The following is a 23,347-nucleotide window of genomic DNA, read 5'->3' as shown; positions in this document are numbered from 1 at the left end:
ACTACACCTCAGCCCGCTGACTTGTCCTTGATCTGCTCGCTGAACACCGCGCCCAGCATCTTGGACAAATCGGGGTTGCCCTTGCTGTCGCGAAACCGTACATCGACCTGCGCTGCTATATCGGTCGGCGCTGTATCTGCGGGCTTGCGCTTGCGGTGGCGATGGCGCGGTCCGACGGGCAGCATTTCCAGTTGACGCCTGAGAAAGCCGGAGCCTGCAACGATATCGTTCATGACCGACAATAACTGTGTCTTGAGATCTTTGCCCTGCCCCGCAATGCCGCTCACTGACGCCTGGTCACGGCCCAGCGTCGGTGGCGCAGATCCCTCCGAAGGCACAATCGGAACGTCCTGAAGCTGCCCCTTGTACTGGACCTTCGGCAACGCAAGATCCGATACAGAAAGCAAACGCTGCAACATCAGCAGATTGCCGGATTTCTTGTCGTCGGCCACCGTGTCCTTTTGCAGCGTGGTGGTGGCAAGCTCTTGCCCCTGCCTGTCTCTGGTCACATACACGGTAGGAAGCGGAAATGCCGCGTCGCCCGATTCCGCAGTATCGGAAGCAGCCGCACTCGCCAAATTTGCCGCCAGCACATTGATGCTCATGCCTGTCTCATCGCCCACCGGAATCATCGGCATCCAGTTGCCGAGCAGCTGCCGTCTGCGTTCAGCTTCTTCCGCACGCGGGCCGCGTCCGCGCACCTCTGCTTCTTCAATGTAGTCGAGCAGCGTCTTGGGCTTTTTTTGCTGCTTCCATTCTTTCGGATTGAGCAGCGTCGCCACTGCAGCATCGAGTTTCGCCAGCTGTTGCGCCTGCGGCGAGATCTGCACAATGGTGTCGATGTCCTGCGCCGAAGCCGACACAGCGGGTGTCGTCGCATCCGATTGCGCCGCGGTCTTCTGCGAAGAATAAGACGTATCGTTCAGCGGCGCCTGGCCGGCAGGGAGTCCAGAGATCATTTTATTTTCCTGGTTGCTGCAGCGGTATCGGAGATGCAGAGCCATGTCGGAAGGCTCGCCGGCATATCGATTCAGCCCGCCGCTTTATAGGAAAATTTATCGTGCAGGCTTGTCAGTCTATCGTCATGTTTTCAAGAATCTTTACGCTTGTTAAGGCCGCATCTGCAGGAAATCTGCCGATAAAAATGCATCCACAAACCTGCCGCCGCGTAGGTTGACGAAGCTGGTCCGAGACATTCTTCTCCATAAAAAAAGCCCGGCATCAACCGGGCCGGTCATTGAAGAAAAAGTCACTACGTATCGTCTCGCTGCACCGGATCCACATGCGTCATCACATCCAGCACATGATGCTGCTCCATCACCCGCTGGCGCGCCGATGTGGCGATGGCGTGGCCTTCAGTGACGGTCTGGTTGCCGTCGAGTTCGAGATGCACGTCGACGATGGTCATGTCGCCCATCTTGCGCGTGCGCAGGTCGTGCACGCCGAAGACCCCGGGCGTCGCCAGCAGCGTTTCGCGTATCGCCTCGGACTCTTCTTCGGATACGGCCTTGTCCATCAGGTCATTCAAGGCCTGCCAGAAAAATACCGCGCCGGTGCGCACGATCATCAGTCCGACGATCAGCGCGGCGATCGGGTCGAGCAAGGGAAAACCGAGCAGGTTGCCGGCGATCCCCAGCGCCACCACCAGCGATGACACGGCGTCCGAACGGGCATGCCAGGCATTGGCCACCAGCATGCTGGAACGCACTCGCTCGGCGATGCCCAGCATGTAGCGAAACAGGATCTCCTTGCTCACCAGCGTCGCCAGCGCCACCCAGAGCGCCGTCATGTGCACCACCTGCGCGTTGAGCGCATACAGTTTGAAGAAGGCCGACACCAGCATGCCGAGACCGACGGCCAGCAAGGTGCCGCCCAGCGCCAGCGACGCCGCCGTTTCAAACCGCTGATGGCCGTATTGGTGATCGGCGTCGGCCGGCGTCCTGCTTTGCCATGCGGCAAACAGGACGACGAAATCGGCCACCAGGTCGGACAGCGAATGCACGCCGTCGGCGACCAGCGCCTGCGATCCGGAAAACAGACCTACCAGGATCTGCAGCGTGGTCAGCACCAGATTGACGACGATGCTGACCAGGGTGCTTTTGCGCCCGGCCTGATAACGCTGTTCCGTGGCGGTGGCGTCGTTTTTTTCTACAATTATCATATTGACAAGTCGGCGGTAACGTCCTAAACAAACCTTGTACTTAACGGCGATTTACAGGATGATCTTGCCACACAACAAAATCACATTTAAAGGAACCGGAATTCTTGCCGATTAGCTAAGCATAAGGACTTCCGAGAAATATCATGGAACAAACAAGGCCGCAATCGCTGTCGTTCAACTTCGACAGAGTCAGCGGAGAACTGGTAGCGGCATTCACCCCGGTTGAGGGTGTGCAAGTCCCCAATCTCGTGATTCTGAAACAAGCACTCACCGACGGCGGCTTTACCAAGCTCTATATCGACGAAGCCATGCTGGGCGATTTTGCCGCCAAGGTCGCCACGGCCAAGGAAGCCTTTTCGCAAAAAATCGGCGAGCGCCGCGACGGCGAGTTCCTGCTGGAAATTTCCGACGACCTGATGGGCGCCTACCTGACGCTGGTGCCGCCGCAAGGCGGCCGCGCCCGCGCCGTTGAAGTAGTCAACGAGATCCGCGCACGCGGCATCACGCACGGCATCATGCACGAAAAACTGCGTGGCGCACTGAGCACCGGCCACTGTTCCCAATTGCTGATCGCCAAAGGCGATGAACCGATCGAAGGCCAGCAGGCGCGCTTTGAAAGCCTGCTGGAAGAAAAGGAAGACGAACTCTCGGAAGTCGATGAAGATGCCGTCGTCAGCTATGCCGACCTCGGCCATCTGTTGCTGATCAATGTCGGCGACCCGCTGATGCGCCGCATCCCGACCGTCGAAGGCGTCAACGGCGTCAACATCAAAGGCCAGGCGGTACCGGCCAAACCGATTACCGAAATCACCTTCAACAAGGATTGCGTCGGCGCCGAAGTCAAGGAAGACAATCCCGATCTGCTGGTCGCCGCCATCGCCGGCCAGCCGTCGCTGATCACCAACGGCGTCAAGATCAATCCTATCGTTGAAATCGAAGACGTCGACCTCAGCACCGGCAACGTCACTTTCTCCGGCACCGTCAAGATCAAGGGCGACGTCAAGACCGGCATGCGTCTGCATGTGTCGGGCGACGTGTTCGTCAACGGCACCGTGGAAGCGGCCGAGATCATTGCCGGCGGCAACGTGTTCGTCAAGGGCGGCATCATCGGCCACTCGGAAACGCAACCGGGCGTCACCTCTTCGATCGCCGCACGCATCAAGGCCGAAGGTTCGGTGCAGGCGCTGTTCGCCGAAAGCGCGCTGATCGAAGCGCGCCAGGACATCATGATCGCCGGCAACGCGCGCCAGTGCGAAATGATGGCCGGCAACGAAATCCTGGTCGGCAAGACCAATCCCAAGCTGGGCCAGATCATCGGCGGCCGCGCGCAAGCGACCATGATGGTCAAGGCGGTTGCCTTCGGTTCGCCGAGCGCGGCGACCACCAAGATCCAGGTCGGCCTCGACCCGTATCTGGAAGAAAAGCTGCGCGCCAAGGAACAGGAATTCCAGAAAAAGCTGGATGAACTCGACCGCACCATCAAGCAGCTTGCCCACTACAAACAGAATCCGGAAAAAGCCAAGAATGGCGTCGGTGAAGAAACCGAGCTGAAGCGCAAGATGCTGGCGCAGGAAGTCAAAGACCTGATCGCCGAACAGGCCGACATGAAGGAAGACCTGATCGCTGCGGAATCGGCGCGCATCGTCGCCGTCAAGATGGTCTACGAAGGCGTGGAAATGCGCATCGCCCGCCAGGTCTGGCAGGTGCTCAGCGACCTCGGCGGCGGCACCGCGCAACTGCAGGGCGGAAAAATTTCCTTCGGCGGAAAGTAAGCAACTGCATGGCCGATTTACCTTTGCTCGACGGCGAGCAACTGCGCGCACTGGCGCAACGCAGCGCCGCTGTGACAAACGCATGTTCCTGCACCGAACCTGCGCTGGCGGCGTGGACCAGCACACCGCTGTCCTTCCCTGAATCGCAGTTAAAGGACATCGGCACGCTGTACGTCGATCCTTACGACGAACCCGGCTTTGCCGAGTACCATCCGGACGGCACGCGCTACGACTCCGCCGATGCCCCCGTTGCGCCGCGCTACTTTCCTTACAACCGCTGCAACGTTGCGGCCTGCGACGTTTGCGGCCGCTGCTACCTGCGCTACACCGAAGCAGGCGGCTATTTCGTCGATCGCCGCATTCGCGCGCTCAACCGGCCTGAGCTGATCGTCGACGCCGCCTTGCCGGTGTAACTTCCGCGTACTTCCGCTCGATTACTGCTCGGTTACTGCTTGGGCGGCAGCATGCGCATGGCCGTCATCAGGCCGTAGGCGCACAAGGATTCAATACCGTTGCGGAATGCCGCGACCTCGATCTGGCAGATGCTCAGGGTTCTTCCGCTTTTGATGACCTTGCCGCGCGCGATGAAGTATTCCCCCTGCGCAGGCGCCAGCAGATTGAGCTTGAACTCCGTGGTCAGCACGTCCTCGCCCTCGCCGAACAAGCTCATTGCCGCATAACCGCCTGCCGTGTCGGCAATCGTGGCGCTCATGCCGGCATGCAGGAAACCGTTTTGCTGGCCCAGCTCGGGACGAAAATCCAGGCGTATCTCCACCGCTCCCGGCGCCACTGCCTGCAATCGCGCGCCTATCGTCTGCAAGGCGCGCTGGCGCGCAAAACTCTCTTCAACGCGCGCCGCGAATTGTGCGTCGGCCGCTTGCATGCTCTTTCCTGCCATCCTGATCTCCCGGTTTTTCTCGTTGACTGATCCGACGATCTTACTGCAAGACGTTCACTTGCCCGGCAGCGCGTGCAATTCGCTCTCCATCAGGATCTGGAACAGCGTATCGGCCGGACGGCTCAGGCGCTTGGCCGTCAGCGCCACATATTCGACGTCGGGAAACACCGGCAGGCTGGCGTGGTTGAGCGGCAAAGTGAGTTCGCGCGTAGCCAGATGCTGCGGCAGGATCGTCAGCCCCAGCCCGCCGCGCGCCGCCGCCATGCAGCCGGCGTGGCTGCCGCTGGTGCAGACGATGCGCCAGTGGTGTCCCGAGGCGCCCAAGGTGTTGAGGATGGCGGCGCGCGTCACGCTCGGCTCGGGCAGCAGGATCAGCGGCAGCGGCTGGTTGAGGTCCACGGTGGTTTCCGGCCGCGCCAGCCACACCAGCGGCGTGCGGAACATCGCCTGGCCGCGCTGTTCGCCGGGACGGCGTTTGCCGACGATCAGGTCGAGCTCGCCGTTGTCCAGGTGCTGGTAGAGCTCGCCGGTCAGGCCGATGGTGATTTCAAGTTCGACCTCGGGGTGCTTGTTGCGGAACAACGCCAGCATGTCGGGCAACGGCCCCATCGCCAGATCGTCCGAAGTGCCGAAGCGCACCCGGCCGCGCAGCCGCGGCGCATTGAACTGCGCCTCGGCGCGGGCATGGGCTTCCAGGATCAGGCGCGCATGGATCAGCAGGCTCTCGCCGTCCGCAGTCAGCGCCAGTGAATGCGTGTCGCGCACGAACAGGCGGCGCCCGGTGCTGTCTTCCAGCCGGCGGATGTGGTCGCTCACGCTCGATTGCGTGAGGCCGAGCCGGCGCCCGGCTTCCGTAAAACTGCTGGAGGCGGCGACGGTGCTGAATGTTTTCAGCCAGACGGGGTTGAACATGGCGGCTCCTGACTATTGCCGGTCATCGGGATATCCGATCACAGTCAACGCTATCAAAGGGGTTCCCGATGATAGCCGGTTTTCCTATCATGTGACAAAGGGCCGGCATTGTCTGACTTCGCCGCTGTGGCAACCGCTGCGGCTTGCGCACAAGGCTTCGGATCCGGCCCGCCGTCTTTTGCCATTTTTTTCCTGCCATCATGAAACGTTACCTCCCCGACACCTTTACGCTGATGCTGCTCAGCACGGTCTTGCTCGCCACCCTGCTGCCGGCCACCGGCGCCTTCGAAAACTTCATGCATCTGGCCAGCAATACCGCCATCGCGCTGCTGTTCTTCCTGCACGGCGCGCGCCTGTCGCGTGAAGCGGCGCTGTCCGGCTTCAAGCAGCCGCGCCTGCACCTGCTGACGCTGAGCAGCACCTTCATCCTGTTCCCGCTGCTGGGCCTGGCGCTGCAAGCCTTGTTCCCGGGCCTGCTGACGCCGGATCTGTGGCTGGGCGTGCTGTTCGTCTGCACCCTGTCGTCCACGGTGCAATCGTCGATCGCCTTCACCTCGATCGCGCGCGGCAACGTGCCGGCCGCCATCTGCGGCGCCACCGCATCGAACCTGCTGGGCATCGTCATCACGCCGATTCTGGTGACCTTGCTGCTGCATCGCCATCAAGACGGCGGCGGCATCGAACAAGTCACCGGCATCCTGCTGCAACTGCTGCTGCCGTTCGTGCTCGGCAACGTGCTGCGCCCCTGGATCGGCGACTGGGTCTTGCGCAAGAAAAGCCTGCTGGCCGTGGTCGATCGCGGCGGCATCTTGCTGGCGGTGTATGCGGCCTTCAGCGCCGCAGTCGTGCAAGGGGTATGGCATCTGTTCCCGCCGCAACAACTGGCGCTGCTGGTGCTGGTCAATGCGATCCTGCTGGGCGGCGTGCTGGTGCTGACCACTTTCGGCAGCCGCGCGCTGGGCTTCTCGCGCGAAGATGAAATCGTACTGGTGTTCTGCGGCTCGAAAAAATCGCTCGCCTCCGGCATCCCGATGGCGTCGGTGCTGTTCAGCAGCAGCGGCGTGGGCATCGTGCTGTTGCCGATCATGGTGTTCCACCAGATGCAGCTGATGCTGTGCGCCGTGCTGGCGCGCCGCTATGCGGAGCGCGCAGACGAGAAAGCAGCACGTGAAGCCGGTATCATCGCCTGATTGAATTTCCGCCGAACTCCTTGCTTGTGGCAAGGGCGAGCTGGCAAGGCGCGCCGACGCAGACAGTAGGCCAGTACCGAAGAAAACTATAATCCGGAGAAACAACGCCGCCAGATCACGTTTGCGGCAAGCAAGGAAAGGCTACTGACACAATGGTGTCAGTAGCCCTCCCTCATGATGTCTTCCATGCCAACCGGCATACCAACCAAGACAACAAGGAAGACATCATGACTACCCACATCAACTGGTTCGAAATCCCCGTCACCAACCTGTCCCGCGCCGCCAAATTCTACGAAGCCGTTTTCAACGACAAGCTGCGCATCGAAACCGATTTCGATTCGGCGCCGATGGCGATCTTCAATGATGTCGCCGGCGAGTCCTGCGGCTGCCTGACCGAGACGCAAGCGTTCAAGGCAAGCACCGACGGCGTATTGGTCTACCTCGACGCGGGCCCGTCGATCCAGAAGGCCATCGACCGTATTGTTCCCGCCGGCGGCAAGGTGGTGCTGGACAAGCTCGAACTGCCCAAGCAACTCGGCTACATCGCCCACTTCATCGATACCGAAGGCAACCGTATCGCGCTGCACGCCATGCAATAAACGGCGGCCCGTCGTCGCGCAATGATGATGGGTAGCACCTCCGAGTCATGCCAGAATGGCAGCCTACCCCTTTCTGGCAGAACCCATGCGCCGAGCCGACCGCCTGTTTCAGATCACCCAATACCTGCGCGGGCGCCGTCTCACCACGGCGCGCCAGCTGGCCGAATGGCTGTCGGTGTCGGAGCGCACGGTGTACCGCGACGTGCGCGATCTGTCGCTGTCGGGCGTGCCGGTGGAGGGCGAAGCAGGCGTCGGCTATCGCATCAACAAATCGGCTTTCGACTTGCCTCCGCTCATGTTCTCTCCTGACGAAATCGACGCGCTGGTGATCGGCATGCGCATGGTGCAGGCCTGGGGCGGCCCGCAACTGGCGGCCTCGGCCGCGGCATCGCTGGCCAAGATCGTGCTGGCGCTGCCCAAGGACAAACGCGACTTCGTCGAGAACACCGCGCTGTTCGCACCCAGCTTCCATATCGAAGCGGCCCACGGCGAACGGCTGGAAGAAATCCGCCAGGCCATCGGCAGACGCTGCAAGCTGCAGCTCGACTACGTCGACGCGCGCGGCCAGGCGACGCAGCGCGTGATCTGGCCGCTGGCCTTGTACTTCTGGGGCGGCGGCTGGTCGATTGCAGCGTGGTGCGAAACCCGCAGCGACTTTCGCTCGTTCCGCCTCGATCGCGTCAGCCGCATGGCCGATGCTGACAACTACCCGGACCAGAGCGGCCGCCGTCTTGCCGATTTTGTCCGCGCAGTAAAGAAATCCTAGGCCCTGCTATTAAAAATCCGCATATCCAGATGCCAATATCTTCGTTCGCGCGCGAGAACTAAGGGTTTAGTCTGTGGACACGTCTCCTCCGAGGCGCGCCCACGACAACCGAGGTCTCCATGCATCGCGCGACGAACAAGAACAGCCACGCCCCCGCTGCATCGGCCGCAGCCGCCGTCATCAATGCACCCGGCTTCAGCCTGGCCGACCGCTGTGTGCTGTGCGTCGGCGGCCTGACCGGCGCGCGCAACCACTACCGCCACGCCATCGAAGAACGCCAGGGCCGCTTCATCCATCACGACGGCGGCCGCGAAGACAGCCTGCATCGCCTGCAGCCGATGCTCAACGGCGCCGACATGGTGCTCTGCGCCTCCGGCAACATCAGCCACAACGCCTACCACCTGGTCAAGCAACTCTGCAAGAAAATGGGCAAGCCCTGCGTCATGGTCAAAGGCACCGGCATCGCCTCCTTCATCGACGGCCTCGGCAGCCTCAGCGGCAAGTTAGCATCTTCGCAACGCGGCGAGACCGTCCTTAAATCGGGACGGCACGCATAGAGCACTCGTCTGACGCAAGGCTGCGATGCATACGACAGCCGTGAAAACACTTCTCCGTCGCAAGGCTGTGGTTCAGACCGGCTGGCTAGGCGCAGTGGCGCAGGCAGTACTCAGGTACGACAAGCCGCTGCAACAACGCCAGACGGTCTGAACCACAGCCTTGCATTAGCAAAAAAAGGAAAAGCCCCCTACAATCTGCGCATTGCACCATTCACTACTGACGGCGTCTTCCAGAAAAACGCCGCGCGCACCAGGGAGTTTGTTTGAAAATCATCCATCGCATCGCGTTCGCCTGCGCGCTGCTGGCGCCGGGCATTACCGGCATTGCCAACGCGGCGCCGGCGGCGACCTTTGGCATCGAAGTCGGCAACGCTCTGCTGTGCCTGAACCAGCTCAACAGCAAATACTTCTACGACTATCTCTTCGAAGCGTTCGGCAAGCCGTATAAAAACGAAGGCGGCGCCTACTGGTTCAAGGCCGCCGGCAGCAATATCTGGGGCATGGAAATCACCGACGTGCTGGTCAACGACAGCAGCAGCCCGGCAGACTTCATCGGCGCCGTGGTCAACAGCACGCCGCAAGCCCTGTCCGACGCCATCGGCAAAAGCGTCGGCATCCGCTATTCGCTGGAAGACAACAGCAAATATTCGCAACGCCAGTCGCAAGCCGGCAGCATCATCGCCTATGCCGACACCAAGGCCAAGATCTACTGCGCGAAATCCAAATACCTGGTGCCCGGCAAACAATAAGTCGCCGCTTCCGTACGACAAAAAACGGCCTCCGCAGGAAATCCCTGCGGAGGCCGTCTTATTTTTGCCTGAGCCGTATCAGGATCAATCTGCGGCAGGGAAATCCACCACGGTGTCGTTGACGCGGTTGAACAGATTGGTCAGGTTGATGGCAGCCATCGCCAGCAAGGTGTCGACGATCTGGGTATCGGTGTAACCGGCGGCCTTGACGGCATCGACCACTTCCACCGGCACGGTGCCCTTGGTCGTAGCCAGATAGTGCGCGAAGGCAGCCAGCGCATCCAGTTGCGCGTCGCCCGAGCTTTCGGCGCGGCGCAGGCCGATGACGGCTTCGCTGCTAAGGCCCAGACGCTTGGCGGCAAAGCTGTGTGCGGCGAGGCAATAGTCGCAACCGGCGGCTTCGCTGACGGCCAGCTTGACGGCTTCGACCTGCTTGCCTTTCAGCGAGCTCTTGCGCAGGGCGGCATCCATGCTGAGCACGGTTTCCAGCACGATAGGACTGTTGCTGCCGATGGTGGCGTAGGCATTCGGCACTTTGCCGATGGCGGCCTTGATGACGCCGAACAGTTGTGCGGCCTGGCCGGTGGCGGAGGCGATATCCTGAGTATGAAGACGGGACATGATGAATCCTTTCAATAACGTTCAATGAGTAGTCGATAAGAGAATCGCGGCAACCGGCCTGGCGCTGCATTTCCGTTTGCGTTTGCAGTCAGGCGCGGTATGGAATGAAGTATAGGGAGGCGCGATGAAACTTTTAATGGCAAAATACGTCAATAAATTGACCAATCGTACCAATCCAACCCACACCGATTAACGTGAACACTTCTTCAGACGCCTTGAGCCGCCTGCTGGCGCTGTATCCGGTGCGCACCGTGCTGGATATCCACTGCCATTTCGGCGCGCCCTGGCGCATGGATGAACAACCGGCTGCAGCCGGCGTCGCCCGCTATCACATGATCCTCGCCGGCAGCGCCCTGCTCGATGCCGAAGGACAGCAAGGCACGCCGCTGCAAGCCGGCGATATCGTGTTCTTTCCGCATGGCTCGGCGCATACCCTGCACGCCGCCGGACGCGGCAGGCAGGCGCTGCCGCAAGACGCGCCGCGCCATGCAGAAGACTTCGTGATCCGCAAGGAAACCGCCAACGTCGATAGCGGCGCCAGGCAGCACACCGACATCCTGTGCGGCCAGTTCCATTTCGATGCGGAAACGGCCGCGGCCCTGCTGCGCTCCCTGCCGCCGGTGATGCTGGTGCGCACTGCCGGCCGCGCCGACTTCGCCGGCCTCGGCGCCCTGATGAACATGCTGAACGTCGAAACGGAAACGCCGCGCCCCGGCGCACACGCGGTGACGATGCAATTGTCGTCGGCCTTGTTCGCCCTGCTCATGCGCGCCTGGCTGGATCAGGAAGAAGCGCAACAAGTCCCGGGCCTGTTCGCCCTGCTGGCCTCGCCGCGCCTGCAACGCGCACTGCAATGCATGCTGAGCGAACCGGGCCGCGCCTGGTCGCTGGAAGAACTGGCCGACGCCTGCCATCTGTCGCGCACCACCTTTGCACGGTTGTTCCGCGCCACCGCAGGCGCCACGCCGGGAGAAGTCCTCACCCGCACGCGCATGGCGCAGGCCGGCTACCTGCTGGCGGAGCGCCAGCGCAGCGTGGCGGATGTGGCCGAAGCGGTCGGCTACCAGTCGGAAGCCTCATTCAACCGCGTCTTCAAACGCCACTTCCATATCGGCCCCGGCCAATACCGCCGTGAAGCGCGCCAGGCCGCCGACGCAAAGGTCAACGCCAATGCATGACAATACTTTTAAAGTATCAAGATATATAAATCGAGATATTTTACATAGCAAAATACGGCTCCTATAATCGCCCCAACAAGAACAATAATGCTCAGGGATGGATGCCGGTGATCCGGCTGCATGAGCAGGAGACCGCAACAGCACACGACTTGGCGCCTCAATACGCGCAAGCACGCCGCCCGGCTTTCTGCCCGTCGAAAGACCTTGCCTCCCTGTCGATCCGAATCGTTTGTCGATGCAAGGGAAGTCACTATGGCCATGGCCGCTGGTAAAAAAATCGCAAGTACCTCGTTGCTGGCAGCCGCCCTGCTGCTGCCGCCGGCGAGCTACGCAAAAAAATCCGCCGAAGACATTCCTCCGCCGCAAATCGTCACGCTCGCGCCAGGCGCGCAGCAATACGCTTTCGCCATCTACGCCAACAACACGCTGAGCGAAACCAACACCTCCATCACGCGCGCCGTCATCCTGGAACACGGCGTCAAGCGCGACGGCGACCGCTACTTCGAAACCGGCCTGGAATTCCTGCGCAAGGCCGGACTCGATCCCGCGCACAATCTGTTGCTGACACCCAATTTCCTGACCGAAGGCGACAGCTTGTCGGACAGCAAGATGGCCTTGTGGCGCGGCGACAACTGGATGCAGGGCCAAGATTCCACGCACGGCAAGACCGGCGTCAGCTCGTTCCGCGTGTTCGACGACATCGCCGCCTTCCTGACCTCGGGACGCTTTCCGGCGTTGAAGGAAATCGTCTTCATCGGCCACTCGGCCGGTGCGCAACTGATGCAACGCTATGCCGTGCTGAACAACACCGACGAAAAACTCCGGCAAGCCGGCGTCAAGGTGCGCTATGTCATCTCCAGCCCCTCGTCCTACCTGTATCTGGACAACAACCGTCCGACCGACGCAGGCTTTGCACCGGCCGGCGGCATCACCTGCCCCGGCTACGACAACTACCGCTACGGCCTCGGCGAGATGCTGCCTTACGGCCAGGGCAAGGATGGACAAGTAAGCGGCGAAGCCCTGTTCAAACGTTACGCCGCACGCGACGTCACCTACATGGTCGGCAGCAAGGACAACAACCCGAATCACCGCTTCCTCGACAAGGCCTGCGGCGCACGCCTGCAGGGTTCCAACCGTGTCGAGCGCCACGACAACTACGTGCGCTACGAACAATTCCTCGCACAAAAATGGCAGACGCCGGTGCACCATCCCGACTTCGAAGTGCCGGGCGCGGGCCATGAAGCCGGCGGTCTGTTCGGATCGGACATCGCTGCGGAAAAAATCTTCCCGGCCAGGTAAGCGTGAAATAAGCAGCGAACACAACGACGGCGCCGCATTGACGAGCGCCGCGTAAAAAACAGAAGAATCAGGAGACAGGGAAAATGAACAAACCACGTTTTGCCACGCATCGTCATCGTCGACAGATGCTGGCAATGCAGGTATTGACCATGCTGGCCGCCGCGCCGGTGGCGGTCTACGCACAAACGCCGCCGAGCTCCGGCAGCATCTTCGACGCCAATCGCCAGCAACTGACGCCGACCGACCGCGAGCGCCTGCAACAGCAGGATCAGGGGCAACCGCGCCAACGCGTGCAGATCGAAAAAGAAACCCAGGATAGCGACGACGCCGCTTCTTCGGTAACGCAGCAGGCCGCCGTCAGCATCAAGGTCAACAGCTTCATCCTGAGCGGCAACGCCTCCATTCACGACGCCGCACTGCAAGCCGAGCTGAGCGAATTCATCGGACAAGAGCTGGACTTCAACGGCCTGCGCAAAGCCGCCTCGCGCATCACCAATCTTTATCGCGCGCGCGGCTACCTGGTGGCGCGTGCTTACCTGCCGGCGCAAGAAATCCGCGACGGCAAGGTCGCCATCGCCGTGCGCGAAGGCGTCATCGGCCAGGTCATCGCCGATGCCGACAGCAATGTGCGTCTCGACAAGAGCATCATCCAGTGCTTCCTCGACGAACTCAAGCCCGGCGCCGTAATCCGCGAGAGCGAGCTGGAAGGCACGCTGCTGCGCCTGTCCGACATCTCCGGCGTCTCGGTGCGCGCCCTGCTGCGCCCGGCGTCGGTCGCCGGCGCCACCGACATCGTGCTCAAGATCAGCGAGATGACCGCGATCACGTCGCGCGTCTCCATCGACAACTACGGCAACTATTACACCGGCGCCAACCGCCTGTCGGCCAACCTCAACCTGAACGACGCCCTGGGCCTGGGCGAAAGCTTCGGCCTCAATACGCAGAATTCGTTTGAAGGCTTGCGCATCGCCGGGCTGAGTTTTTCGCTGCCGCTGGGCAGCAGCGGCGTCTCCATCGGCGCCAGCACCGCCGAGCTGGAATACAACGTCGGCAAGAATCTGAAAGACGCGCAAGCCAGCGGCTCGGCCCGGGTGTCGAGTTTCTTCGTTAACGACTCGCTGTACCGCAGCCGCAAGGCCAACGTCAATCTGTCGCTGGCTGCCGAATTCCGTCACTTCCAGGACATCACCTCGGCCACCGCGGTGAACAAGTCGGCGCGTTTCTGGAGCGCCACGCTGTACGGCGATTGGCGCGACAACCTGTTCGGCGCGCCAGGCAACAACAGCTGGAGCCTGCGCTACGGCCGCGGCCAGCTCGACAAGGAAACACCCACCGACGCTGCGCTCGACGCCATCACCTCCAAGGCCGCCGGCAACTACGAGAAGACCAATATCGCCTACAGCCGCCTGCAACAACTCGGCGGCGGCTACTCGCTGCTGGCGGCGGTCAATGCGCAGTACGCCAACAAGAATCTCGACGCCTCGGAAAAAATGAGCCTGGGCGGCCCCAACGGCGTGCGCGCCTATCCGGTCGGCGAAGCCGCCGGCGATGAAGGCGTGCTCGGCCGCGTGGAGCTGCGCAAGCTGATCGGCGTGTATGGCGGCGCAGTGGTCGAAGGCGCGCTGTTCGCCGACGCCGGCCGCGTCACCGTCAACAAATCACCCTGGGACACCACGCAGAATTCGCAGTCGCGCTCCGGCTATGGTGTCGGCCTCAACGTGTATAGCAAGGATCTGGTCTTCAACGCCAGCGCCGCCTATTCGCCCGGCGTCAATCCGACCACCGAGCAACGCAACGCGCGCCGCCTGTGGGTGTCGGTGTCGGGTTCGCCGCAGGCATTCTCCAGCTTCGGCGCCGACACCACCGGCAAGGGCGAGGATTTCGAAGAACCGGAAACCGCCTTCGTCCTCTACGGCTCGCTCGGCCTGGTGCCGGAATTCGTCAACCGCGACGGCGCCACACCGGCAGCAGCGGCCGACCAAAGCAAACTGGCCACGCCCAACGGCCGCAACATGCCGGGCTTCTGGCGCGTGCGCGACAACGTCTCCTACATCGGCGCCCACAGCGGCATCCAGCTGTACGACCAATGGAAGTTCCTGTGGCAGCTGGAAGTCGGCCTGTCGCTCAACTACACCAACCGCAGCGCCGAGGCCGTGCCGGACTGGACCCACGCGCAAGACCTGCGCAACACCGGCGTCGCCTTCAACAATCCGTCCGCAGGCACACTGATGTACGGCCGCTGGGATACGCCGATGAAAGAGAGCACGACCTCCTTCGATCCCTTCCAGGGCCTGACCAGCGCCGCGCATTACAACATCATCGGCTCGCCGGGTTTCGTCACCAGCATCACCAAAAACTCCGGCCCGGTCGGCGACGCCATCAACTCCAACAACGACGATGCCGCCTTCAACCGCCGCCAGGATGGCCTGATCGGCTACTGGTCGCCGAAGCTCTACGGTTTCCAGCTCAAGCTGATGTATTCCAACAATGGCATGAAAGCGGCCTCGGACGTCGCCACCGGCTATATCTACGGCGGCAGCCTGGCGTATGAACACGGCGGTTTCTCGGCGGTGTTCGCGGCGGAACAGCACATCAATTACTTCGGCATCGCCAGCCTGGGGCGCGATGCGCGCGGCGTCGGCAGCAGCACGCACGTGACGGCAGGCACCTCATCGAGCGACTTCAGCTTCCGCTACGGCCTCGCCTACGATTTCGGCAAGACCAAGATTTCGCTGATCGCCGACGACCTGTCGTATTCGGAGTCGGGCGTGGTCAACACCAGCACCACTTCCAGCGACTTGTCCAACTATCGCCGCCGCGCCTACATGCTCGGCATCTCGCAGCAGATCGGCGCACTGGAATTGCGCGCCAGCTACGCCAAGGCGCTGGCCGGCGACTGCAGCATGATCGGCGGCAGCACCTCAGGCAACATCAAATGCTCGACCGACGGCATGGGCGCCACATCGCAAGCGGTCGGCTTCTCGTACAAGTACAGCAAACAGACGCGCTTCTTCGGCCAGTATGTGGTCTTGCGCAATGAGGCGCTGGCCAACTACAACTTCGCCGTCTCCGGCGTGCTCGGCGCCACGGGTCTCTCGCCCGGCGTCGGCACCACCATCCGCGCCGTCGGCGTGGGCGTCAACTACACTTTCTGAGGCCTGTCATGACAACGATGCACAAGCTCACCCGTACCCGTCCGGTCAAAAAAATCAATCCGGCGCTCAAGCCGGCCTGCGTCGCCGTGCTTACCGCGTGGTGCGGCCTGACGGTGCTGCCGGCGCATGCGCTGGACGCCGGCGCCTTGCCGACCAACGGCCAGATCACCGCCGGCAGCGGCAGCATCAGCCAGAGCGGCAACACCATGACGGTCACGCAAAGCTCCGACCGCATGGCGGCGACCTGGAACACCTTCAACATCGGCAACAGCGCGACGGTCAACTTCGTGCAGCCGACATCGTCCTCGGTCGCGCTCAATCGCGTGACCTCGGGCGACGCCTCGCAAATCCTCGGCCAGCTCAACGCCAACGGCCAGGTCTATCTGGTCAATCCGTCCGGCATCCTGTTCGGCGCCGGCTCGTCGGTCAACGTCGGCGGCCTGGTCGCCAGCACGCTGAATATCTCCGACGCCAACTTCATGGCCGGCAAGAACGTCTTTGAAGCCGAAGGCGCCGGCGGCTCGGTTATCAATCAGGGCAACATCACCGCAGCCGACGGCGGCTATGTCGCGCTGCTCGGCGCGCAGGTGCGCAACGAAGGCAACATCGTCGCGCGCCTCGGCAGCGTGGTGCTGGCCGCCGGCGAAAAGATGTCGCTGGACTTCAACGGCGACGGCCTGATCAATGTCGAAGTCAGCAACGCCACGCTCAACGCCAACGTCGTCAACCAGGGTCTGCTGCAAGCCGACGGCGGCACCGTCATCATGACGGCACGCGCCACCGACGCCATGCTGTCGAACGTGGTCAACAACAGCGGCGTGATCGAAGCGCGCAGCCTGCAGAGCCGCAACGGCAGCATCCTGCTCGACGGCGGAGATTCGGGCATCGTCGCCAACAGCGGCACGTTGAATGTCTCGGGCATGAACAGCGGCGAGACCGGCGGCACGGCAAAGGTGCTGGGCCAGTACGTCGGCCTGTTCGACGGCACCCGCATCGACGCCTCCGGCGACGCCGGCGGCGGCACCGTGCTGGTCGGCGGCAACTACCAGGGCAGCGGCGCCGAACGCCAGGCCGAAGCGGTCTACATGGGCGGCGACGCCACCATCAAGGCCGACGCCATCAATAGCGGCAACGGCGGCTCGGTGGTGCTGTGGTCGACTGGCAGCACGCAGTTTTATGGCGATATCAGTGCACAAGGCGCCGGCGCGACAGGCCGTGGCGGTGTGGTGGAAACTTCCGGACATGATCTCGAAGTCAACGGCCTGGTCCACCTCGGCGCAGCATCCGGACTGGGCGGCGACTGGCTGATCGATCCTTACAATATCAATATCACCAGTGCGGCCAGCTCCGGCTCCACCTCGACTTCCCCGTTCACATCGACCGGAAACGCCAGCTCCACACTCAGCTCGGCCACACTCAACGCCTCGCTGTCGGAAGGCGCCAACGTGCTCGTCTGCACCACGTCGGCAGCCAGCGGCACCTCGGGCGACATCAACGTACTCGATAACGTCAAGGCGGTCGGCAATGCCACGCTGACCTTGCAGGCGCATCGCAATATCGTGATGAGCAATGTTTCAATCAGCAACGCCACCGGCAAGACGCTGAACGTCACGCTGTCTTCCAATTTCAACAATTCCGGCAACGGCTCCATTTCGCTGACCAACAGCACCATCTCGACCAACGGCGGCAAGCTGACCATGAGCGGCGGCCTGGATCCGGCCACCGGCTCGGCAGGTACCGCCGTCAACAGTAGCTCGGCCATCCTGATCAGCGGCTCGACACTCAATACCAGCGGCGGCGACATTACCATCCGGGGCGCCATCGCCAGCAATGTGACCACCAATAGCAGCGCCGTACAAATCACCGGTTCGACTGTCGATGCCGGCGGCGGCAGCATCACGATTCTTGCCAATCAGTCCAGCACAACCAGTACCGGGGACGCCTTCATCCTCACCGGCGGCAGCCGCGTCGTCACCAACGGCAGCGGCTCGGTCAGTGTCGACAGCACCAATCTGGGCAATGGCAACGGCACGCGCATCTTCAGCACCAACAACACCATTGCAGCGACCGGCTCCGGCAATGTCACCATCAGCGGCAATGCGACGTCCGGCTTCGGTGTGCTGGTATGCGCCAGCGCAGCCACCTCGTCACAGACAATCACGGTCGGCAGCGGCAACCTGACCATCAAGGGCAACAGTAACGGATTCGCCGGCTCAGGTCGGGGCGTTGTTATTGCCGCCAATACCACCGGTTCGGTAACGCTCAATGCCACTGCGGGCGGCGCTATCACTGTCGGTGGCAGCAGTACCGGCAGCTATGGCACGCTACTCAATTCTATCGGCGCCAGCTCACAGATCAACGTCTCCACCTCAGGCGATATTAATCTCATCGGCACTACTTCCGGCACCAGTACTACGCCCGCTCTGGCGTTGAACAGTTCCGGAAGCGGGACCATCTCGGCCCCTGGTGCGCAAGTCAATATCACCAGCACCGCCGGCAACATCACGATGACGGCCAACAACAACGTAGTCAACAACTCCAGCGGCTCATTCAAGGCCTTGTCGCTGGACGTCGGCGGCCAATACGCTGCAGTGAATATCAAGACCACCACCGGCAACATCAGCCTCAACGGCACCAGCGCCTCCGGTCGCGGCGTCGACATCGCGCCGTCGGCGCTGAATGCCGTCATCAATATCGGCTCCACCAGCGGCAACATCGCGATCAACGGCAACAGCACCAACAGCTTCGGCGGCTATGGCATCTTCTTCAATTCGACCGGCAGCGCCACCGGCGTGAATGTCACCACCGTGAGCGGCGACATCACACTGCGCGGCGATTCGGTCGGCACCTCGGATGCGATCGCGCTGGGCGGCAACGGCACGGCATCCGTCAACAACATTTCTTCGCAGGGCGGCAACATCACGCTCAACGGCAATTTCCATTCGCCCAATGTGCCTGAACTGGATCACGGCATCGCGATTCTGAACGTCACCAACAAGATCCAGACCACGGGGTCCGGCAATGTCACGCTGATCGGCAATGCGGCCGATCAGGGCGATGGCGTCAGTTTCTACAGCAGCGGCAACGCCTTGGTGAGCGTGGAAAACGGCGCCTTGAGCATCACCGGCAGCAGCGTCTACGGCGACGGCATCAGCGTGCTGACCGGCAACAGCGTCATCCGCGCCACCGGCAGCGGCTCGGTCAGCCTGGCCGGGACCTCGGTCAATGCCGGCGGCATCACGATTTATCCATCGACCAATGCCAGCAGCACCGTCATCTCGACCAACACCGGCAAGCTGGCGCTGACCGGCACCAGCGGCAGCGCATCAAGCACCGCCGGCATCACCATCCGCAGCCCGAGCTCGGGCGCGGCAGCCGGCGTCAAGATCCAGTCGAACAGCGGCGATATCGCGCTGACCGGCACCGGCAACGGCGCCGGCGAAGGCATCGCCTTTGTCGGCAGCAGCACCAACGGTTTCAACACGGTGAGCACCGGCGGCAGCGGCAACATGACCGTCAATGCCACCGGCAACGGCAGCTACGGCCTGCGCTTCAACGGCGGCAGCAATACGCTGCAGGTGAGCGACGGCATCCTGTTCGTCACTGCCAGCGCACCGAACGGTGCGGCCCTGGGGCAGGCGGGCGACGCCACCACCTTCACCGCCATCGGCTCGGGCGTGGTCATACTGAATTTCGGCAAAGGCATCAGCAACATCCTGACCAATGCGACCACCGCCCCCACTACCGCGGCGCTGCAAACCCAGCAAGCCGGCAACGCCTGGAATCGCCCCAGCGGCAACAGCAACGTGTTCTCGCCGTTCAATGAAAGCGCGCGCCGCATGAATATCGAACTGGCTTCCGCCGGTGCAGCTGCTACCGAACCACAACCTGACTCTTCTGCAACGACAACTCCGACCAACACCAGTACTCAAGGTAACCAATGATGCTGACCAAATCCTCCTCCCTTCGCGCCGTGCTACCGCGTCACACAGCGCGCATCGCCAGACTCGCACTTGTTCCGCTGGCGCTGATGACCCTCGGCGGCGCCGTTGCCGCCGACAAGAAGCCGACCTATCACGACGCTTTTTATTTCCTCGGCGAGATGAACAAGGCCTCGACCGTGATGGTGATCGAAAACAAGATCGTGCCGCCCGATCTCGGCAAGAAGATCGTCTCGGCCGTCGATCAGGTCATCAAGAACGGCGATGAACCGGGCGCCAGGCGTCCGGCCGATTACCTGCAATACGAACCGCTGATCCTGGCCATCGCCGGCCCCGACGGTTCGCGCATGCACTCCGGCCGCAGCCGCCAGGACATCCTGTCGACCAACCGCCGCCTGATGCAGCGCGAGCGCACGCTGGACCTGATGGATGCAATGAACAAGTCGAAGGCGGAAGTGCTGGAACTGGCCGGGAAAAACCTCGACACCATCGTGCCGGCCTACACCAACGGCGTGCAGGCGCAACCGACCACCTTTGCGCATTACCTGCTGGCGTTCTCTTCCGCATTCGGCCGCGACAGCACCCGTCTGCAAGAAGCTTATGCGCGCCTGAACCTGAGTCCGCTGGGCGCGGCCGCATTGGGCACCTCGAGCTTCCCGGTCGATCGCAAGCGCCTGGCGGAGCTGCTGGGCTTCGACGGGCCGATTGAAAACTCCTACGATGCGGCGCAACTCGGCGCGCTCGACCAGGGCGTGGAACTGGTCAGCCTGTGCAGCAATGCTGCGCTGACCATCGGCATCCTGATGCAGGACTTCCACACGCAATATCATCAGCCCTACCCCTGGATCATGATCCAGGAAGGCCGCCTCACCGGCACCAGCAGCATCATGCCGCAGAAGCGCAACCCCTACGGCCTGAACGTGCTGCGCCTGCAAGCCAGCGACATCGTCGGCGGCGCCATGACCTTCCAGCTGGAAGCGCACAACGTCTCGCCGGGCATGCCCGACTACAAGCGCGACCAGGTTGAGAAGACGCTGGAACTGACGTCCAACGCCTTCGTCAAACTGGCCGACTTGCTCGACAACCTGGTGATCGACAAGGACCGCGCATTGCAGGAAGTGGACGCCGACTACTCGACCACGACCGAGCTGGCCGACATCCTGCAACGCGATTCCGACGTGCCGTTCCGCGTTGGCCATCACTTCGCTTCGGATCTGGTCACCTACGGCCGCACCAACAAGATGAAGCCTGCGGATATTCCGTTCGATATCGTGCAGCAAATCTACACCGAGGCCGTGAAGAAGTTCGACTTCGAACGCACGCAGTTCCCGCTGACGCAGGAACAGTACAAGAAGTCGTTGACGGCGCAAAACATGCTGGCGTCGAGCAAGGGCCTGGGCGGTCCGCAACGCGCGGAAGTCATGCGCATGCTGGGCGTGGAGAAAGCCAAGCTGGACAAGGATATGGCATGGGTGCAGCTGCAGCGCCAGAAACTGGCGAAGGCATCCGCCAACCTCGATCAGACCTTCTACAAGCTGGGCAAATAGCCCGGCCGGTAAAGAAGCAAGAAGTTGTAACCTGGTAGGAAGGATTTGTCCCGGCATTGCCGGGACTTTTTTATTGCGGTGATGACGATGATTGCGACAGCGCCTGCGCCATCACCTTGCGATCCAATGCCTTGTCCCACGCACACACCACTACGCAGGCCAGGCAATTGCCGATCACATTGCTGAGCGAACGGCATTTCATCAATCGTTCGACACCCAGCAGCAACACGATGCCGCCGACCGGAACGATCTGCAGGGTGCTCAGGGTTGCCGCCAGGGCGATGAAGCCGGAGCCGGTCACGCTGGTTGCGCCCTTGGACGTCAGCATCGCAATCGCCAGCAGCGACAATTGCTGCCACACGCCAACTTCAATTCCACCCGCCTGCGCCAGGAACATCGCCGCCATGGTCAGGTAGATGTTGGTGCCGTTGAGGTTGAAGGTATAACCGGTCGGCAGCACCAGCCGCACGACAGCCTTGGCGCATCCCATGCGCTCCATCTTCTCGATCAGACCGGGCAGCGCCGCCATCGACGAGGTGGTGAAAAACACCAGCAGCAATTCTTCCTTGATGTAGGCGATCAGGCGAAAAATGTTCACGCCCGCCACCCGCGCAATCAGCCCCATCACCACGCATACGAACAGGATGCTGGCAACGTAGATCGCGCCGACAAAATGCAGCAGCGGCAATACCGACGCCATGCCGTAGCGTCCGATGGTGTAGGCCATCGCGCCGAACGCCGCCAGCGGCGCCGCTTTGAGGATCAGGTTGATCATGCCGAACAGGATGCGTAGGATCGCTTCGATGAAACCGACCACGCTGCGACCGCGTTCGCCCTGCCGCGCCAACGCAACGCCGAACAGCACCGCCAGCAACAGGATCTGCAAGCTGCTGTTGCGCAGGAAAGCGTCGACGAAACTGTTCGGGATGATGTTCAGCAGGAAGTCGGCGACGCTGGTGGTAGTCAGCTTCGCCGCGTACTGCGCACCGCTCTCGGTCAGATGCGAGAGATCGAGATTGGAACCGGCGCCGGGTTGCAGGATATTCGCCGCCAGCATGCCGAAGCCGAGCGAGACGAAGGTCATGATCTCGAAATACACGATCGCCTTGCCGCCCACCTTGGCGGCATGCATCTTGTCCTGCATGCCGGCGATGCCGAGCACCACCAGCGCAAACATGACCACACCGATCAGCATGCCGATCAGGCGCACGAAGCCATCGCTCAAGGGTTTCATCTGCACCGCGAGATGCGGATCGAGATGGCCGAGCAGGATGCCTATCGCGATGGCGACGAGCATCTGGACGAAGGCGTTCTTGTAGAAGGCGGGCTTCATTGGTTTTCTTGGGCGGCCTGGTGGGTGCGGTCTCCGAATGTTGTTTTTGGTTTTTTGCGCCGTTTCGGGCGATCTTGTTGTGGGGGAATTTTATCTTGTTTGGGGGGCTTGGCGGGGGTGGTGGGGATTAGGGGTATCCGCAATTGCGGGTTGGTGGAAATGCTTTGTGTTTTGTCTGTTTTTTGTTCCAACGGACTGTATACGGTAATTTCTAATTTTCTTTCTTCGATCAGCCCTTCGCCGGGGGCGGCCCGGCAGCCGCTCACTTTTCTTGCTCCGCCAAGAAAAGTAAGCAAAAGAAGGCGGCCGCGGTTCGTAGCCCCCTTCGGGGGTTCCCGGCGCCGTCAGGCGCAAATCGGGAAGGGAAAACAACTCGCTTCGCTCAGACATTTTTCCCTTCTTCATCCGCTTTTCACCTGCTGACGCCGGCTACTCTCAAGCGGACTTCGAGACTGGCTCGCTTCGCATCGCCAGGGGACTAAGGTGGTTTTTACTTCTCCGGTCTCTTCTGCTTTGTCGTTCCAACGAAAGTTGGAACCCAGTGTCGTGACGAAGTTTGAAGATGCGCTGACGCCACTGGGTCCCAGCGTTCGCTGGGACGACGGATTAAATGGTGACGACAGAAGATGAAAATCACGAAGCCGCAGGCGAGTCACCCCTGGCGAGGCG

General features: G+C 61.8%; 19 protein-coding genes. 12 read left to right on the top strand and 7 right to left on the bottom strand.

The window, feature by feature from the left end; all coding sequences use genetic code 11:
* Positions 1-8: 8 nt before the first annotated feature.
* Both AKL25_RS09045 and AKL25_RS09040 read right to left on the bottom strand, forming a co-directional pair.
* The gene (locus AKL25_RS09045) at positions 9-959 is read right to left on the bottom strand and encodes a flagellar biosynthesis anti-sigma factor FlgM (RefSeq protein WP_050477325.1); all 951 of its coding nucleotides are present in this window, start codon (positions 957-959) and stop codon (positions 9-11) included.
* Positions 960-1,252: 293 nt separating this feature from the next.
* Positions 1,253-2,161, bottom strand: coding sequence for a cation diffusion facilitator family transporter (locus AKL25_RS09040; RefSeq protein WP_050477324.1), 909 nt, complete (start codon positions 2,159-2,161; stop codon positions 1,253-1,255).
* Positions 2,162-2,304: 143 nt separating this feature from the next.
* On the opposite strand from AKL25_RS09040, the gene AKL25_RS09035 reads away from it, so the two are divergent.
* Positions 2,305-3,933 carry a DUF342 domain-containing protein gene (locus AKL25_RS09035; protein WP_050477323.1) on the top strand — a complete coding sequence of 543 codons (1,629 nt, stop codon included), beginning with the start codon at positions 2,305-2,307 and terminating at the stop codon, positions 3,931-3,933.
* Positions 3,934-3,941: 8 nt separating this feature from the next.
* The gene (locus tag AKL25_RS09030; RefSeq protein WP_050477322.1) at positions 3,942-4,346 is read left to right on the top strand and encodes a hypothetical protein; all 405 of its coding nucleotides are present in this window, start codon (positions 3,942-3,944) and stop codon (positions 4,344-4,346) included.
* A gap of 32 nt (positions 4,347-4,378) precedes the next feature.
* On the opposite strand, the gene AKL25_RS09025 is transcribed toward AKL25_RS09030, so the two are convergent.
* Both AKL25_RS09025 and AKL25_RS09020 read right to left on the bottom strand, forming a co-directional pair.
* On the bottom strand, positions 4,379-4,816 hold the full coding sequence (locus AKL25_RS09025; protein ID WP_050477321.1) for a PaaI family thioesterase: 438 nt from the start codon (positions 4,814-4,816) through the stop codon (positions 4,379-4,381).
* Positions 4,817-4,885: 69 nt separating this feature from the next.
* On the bottom strand, positions 4,886-5,743 hold the full coding sequence (locus AKL25_RS09020; protein ID WP_050477320.1) for a LysR family transcriptional regulator: 858 nt from the start codon (positions 5,741-5,743) through the stop codon (positions 4,886-4,888).
* Positions 5,744-5,943: 200 nt separating this feature from the next.
* Here AKL25_RS09020 and AKL25_RS09015 point away from each other — a divergent pair, with 200 nt between their 5' ends.
* The 5 genes from AKL25_RS09015 to AKL25_RS08995 all read left to right on the top strand — a co-directional run bounded on the left by AKL25_RS09015 (position 5,944) and on the right by AKL25_RS08995 (position 9,604).
* Positions 5,944-6,933, top strand: a complete 990-nt coding sequence (locus AKL25_RS09015) for a bile acid:sodium symporter family protein (protein WP_050477319.1) — start codon at positions 5,944-5,946, stop codon at positions 6,931-6,933.
* Between the two features lie 227 nt (positions 6,934-7,160).
* Complete coding sequence (locus AKL25_RS09010; RefSeq protein ID WP_050477554.1) at positions 7,161-7,532, top strand: VOC family protein; 372 nt, start codon at positions 7,161-7,163, stop codon at positions 7,530-7,532.
* Between the two features lie 85 nt (positions 7,533-7,617).
* The gene (locus tag AKL25_RS09005; RefSeq protein ID WP_050477553.1) at positions 7,618-8,298 is read left to right on the top strand and encodes a helix-turn-helix transcriptional regulator; all 681 of its coding nucleotides are present in this window, start codon (positions 7,618-7,620) and stop codon (positions 8,296-8,298) included.
* Positions 8,299-8,417: 119 nt separating this feature from the next.
* Positions 8,418-8,855, top strand: coding sequence for a DUF2325 domain-containing protein (locus tag AKL25_RS09000; RefSeq protein WP_050477318.1), 438 nt, complete (start codon positions 8,418-8,420; stop codon positions 8,853-8,855).
* A 263-nt stretch (positions 8,856-9,118) separates the two neighbouring features.
* Positions 9,119-9,604: a hypothetical protein gene (locus AKL25_RS08995; protein WP_050477317.1), complete on the top strand. Its 486-nt coding sequence runs from the start codon at positions 9,119-9,121 to the stop codon at positions 9,602-9,604.
* Positions 9,605-9,688: 84 nt separating this feature from the next.
* Here AKL25_RS08995 and AKL25_RS08990 read toward each other — a convergent pair whose 3' ends face one another.
* Positions 9,689-10,225 carry a carboxymuconolactone decarboxylase family protein gene (locus AKL25_RS08990; RefSeq protein ID WP_050477552.1) on the bottom strand — a complete coding sequence of 179 codons (537 nt, stop codon included), beginning with the start codon at positions 10,223-10,225 and terminating at the stop codon, positions 9,689-9,691.
* A gap of 194 nt (positions 10,226-10,419) precedes the next feature.
* Here AKL25_RS08990 and AKL25_RS08985 point away from each other — a divergent pair, with 194 nt between their 5' ends.
* The 5 genes from AKL25_RS08985 (at position 10,420) to AKL25_RS08965 (ending at position 21,345) form a co-directional block, all read left to right on the top strand.
* Complete coding sequence (locus tag AKL25_RS08985) at positions 10,420-11,403, top strand: AraC family transcriptional regulator (protein WP_050477316.1); 984 nt, start codon at positions 10,420-10,422, stop codon at positions 11,401-11,403.
* Between the two features lie 252 nt (positions 11,404-11,655).
* Positions 11,656-12,702, top strand: coding sequence for an alpha/beta fold hydrolase (locus tag AKL25_RS08980; RefSeq protein ID WP_050477315.1), 1,047 nt, complete (start codon positions 11,656-11,658; stop codon positions 12,700-12,702).
* 83 nt (positions 12,703-12,785) lie between these two features.
* Positions 12,786-15,857, top strand: a complete 3,072-nt coding sequence (locus AKL25_RS08975) for a porin (protein ID WP_050477314.1) — start codon at positions 12,786-12,788, stop codon at positions 15,855-15,857.
* Between the two features lie 8 nt (positions 15,858-15,865).
* Positions 15,866-19,801, top strand: a complete 3,936-nt coding sequence (locus AKL25_RS08970; RefSeq protein ID WP_050477313.1) for a beta strand repeat-containing protein — start codon at positions 15,866-15,868, stop codon at positions 19,799-19,801.
* Positions 19,798-21,345 (top strand): argininosuccinate lyase, encoded by a 1,548-nt coding sequence (locus AKL25_RS08965; RefSeq protein WP_083444625.1) that lies wholly within the window; start codon positions 19,798-19,800, stop codon positions 21,343-21,345. The genes AKL25_RS08970 and AKL25_RS08965 overlap by 4 nt, the downstream gene beginning before the upstream one ends.
* Positions 21,346-21,415: 70 nt before the next feature.
* On the opposite strand, the gene dctA is transcribed toward AKL25_RS08965, so the two are convergent.
* Positions 21,416-22,678, bottom strand: coding sequence for a C4-dicarboxylate transporter DctA (gene dctA / locus AKL25_RS08960; protein ID WP_050477312.1), 1,263 nt, complete (start codon positions 22,676-22,678; stop codon positions 21,416-21,418).
* On the bottom strand, positions 22,675-22,974 hold the full coding sequence (locus AKL25_RS24160) for a hypothetical protein (protein ID WP_157050555.1): 300 nt from the start codon (positions 22,972-22,974) through the stop codon (positions 22,675-22,677). Before AKL25_RS24160 ends, dctA begins: the two co-directional genes overlap by 4 nt.
* Positions 22,975-23,347 lie beyond the last annotated feature (373 nt).

Source organism: Herbaspirillum rhizosphaerae (assembly GCF_001189965.1).
GTDB lineage: Bacteria > Pseudomonadota > Gammaproteobacteria > Burkholderiales > Burkholderiaceae_D > Herbaspirillum > Herbaspirillum rhizosphaerae.
This window is presented reverse-complemented; position numbering and strand designations above follow the sequence as displayed.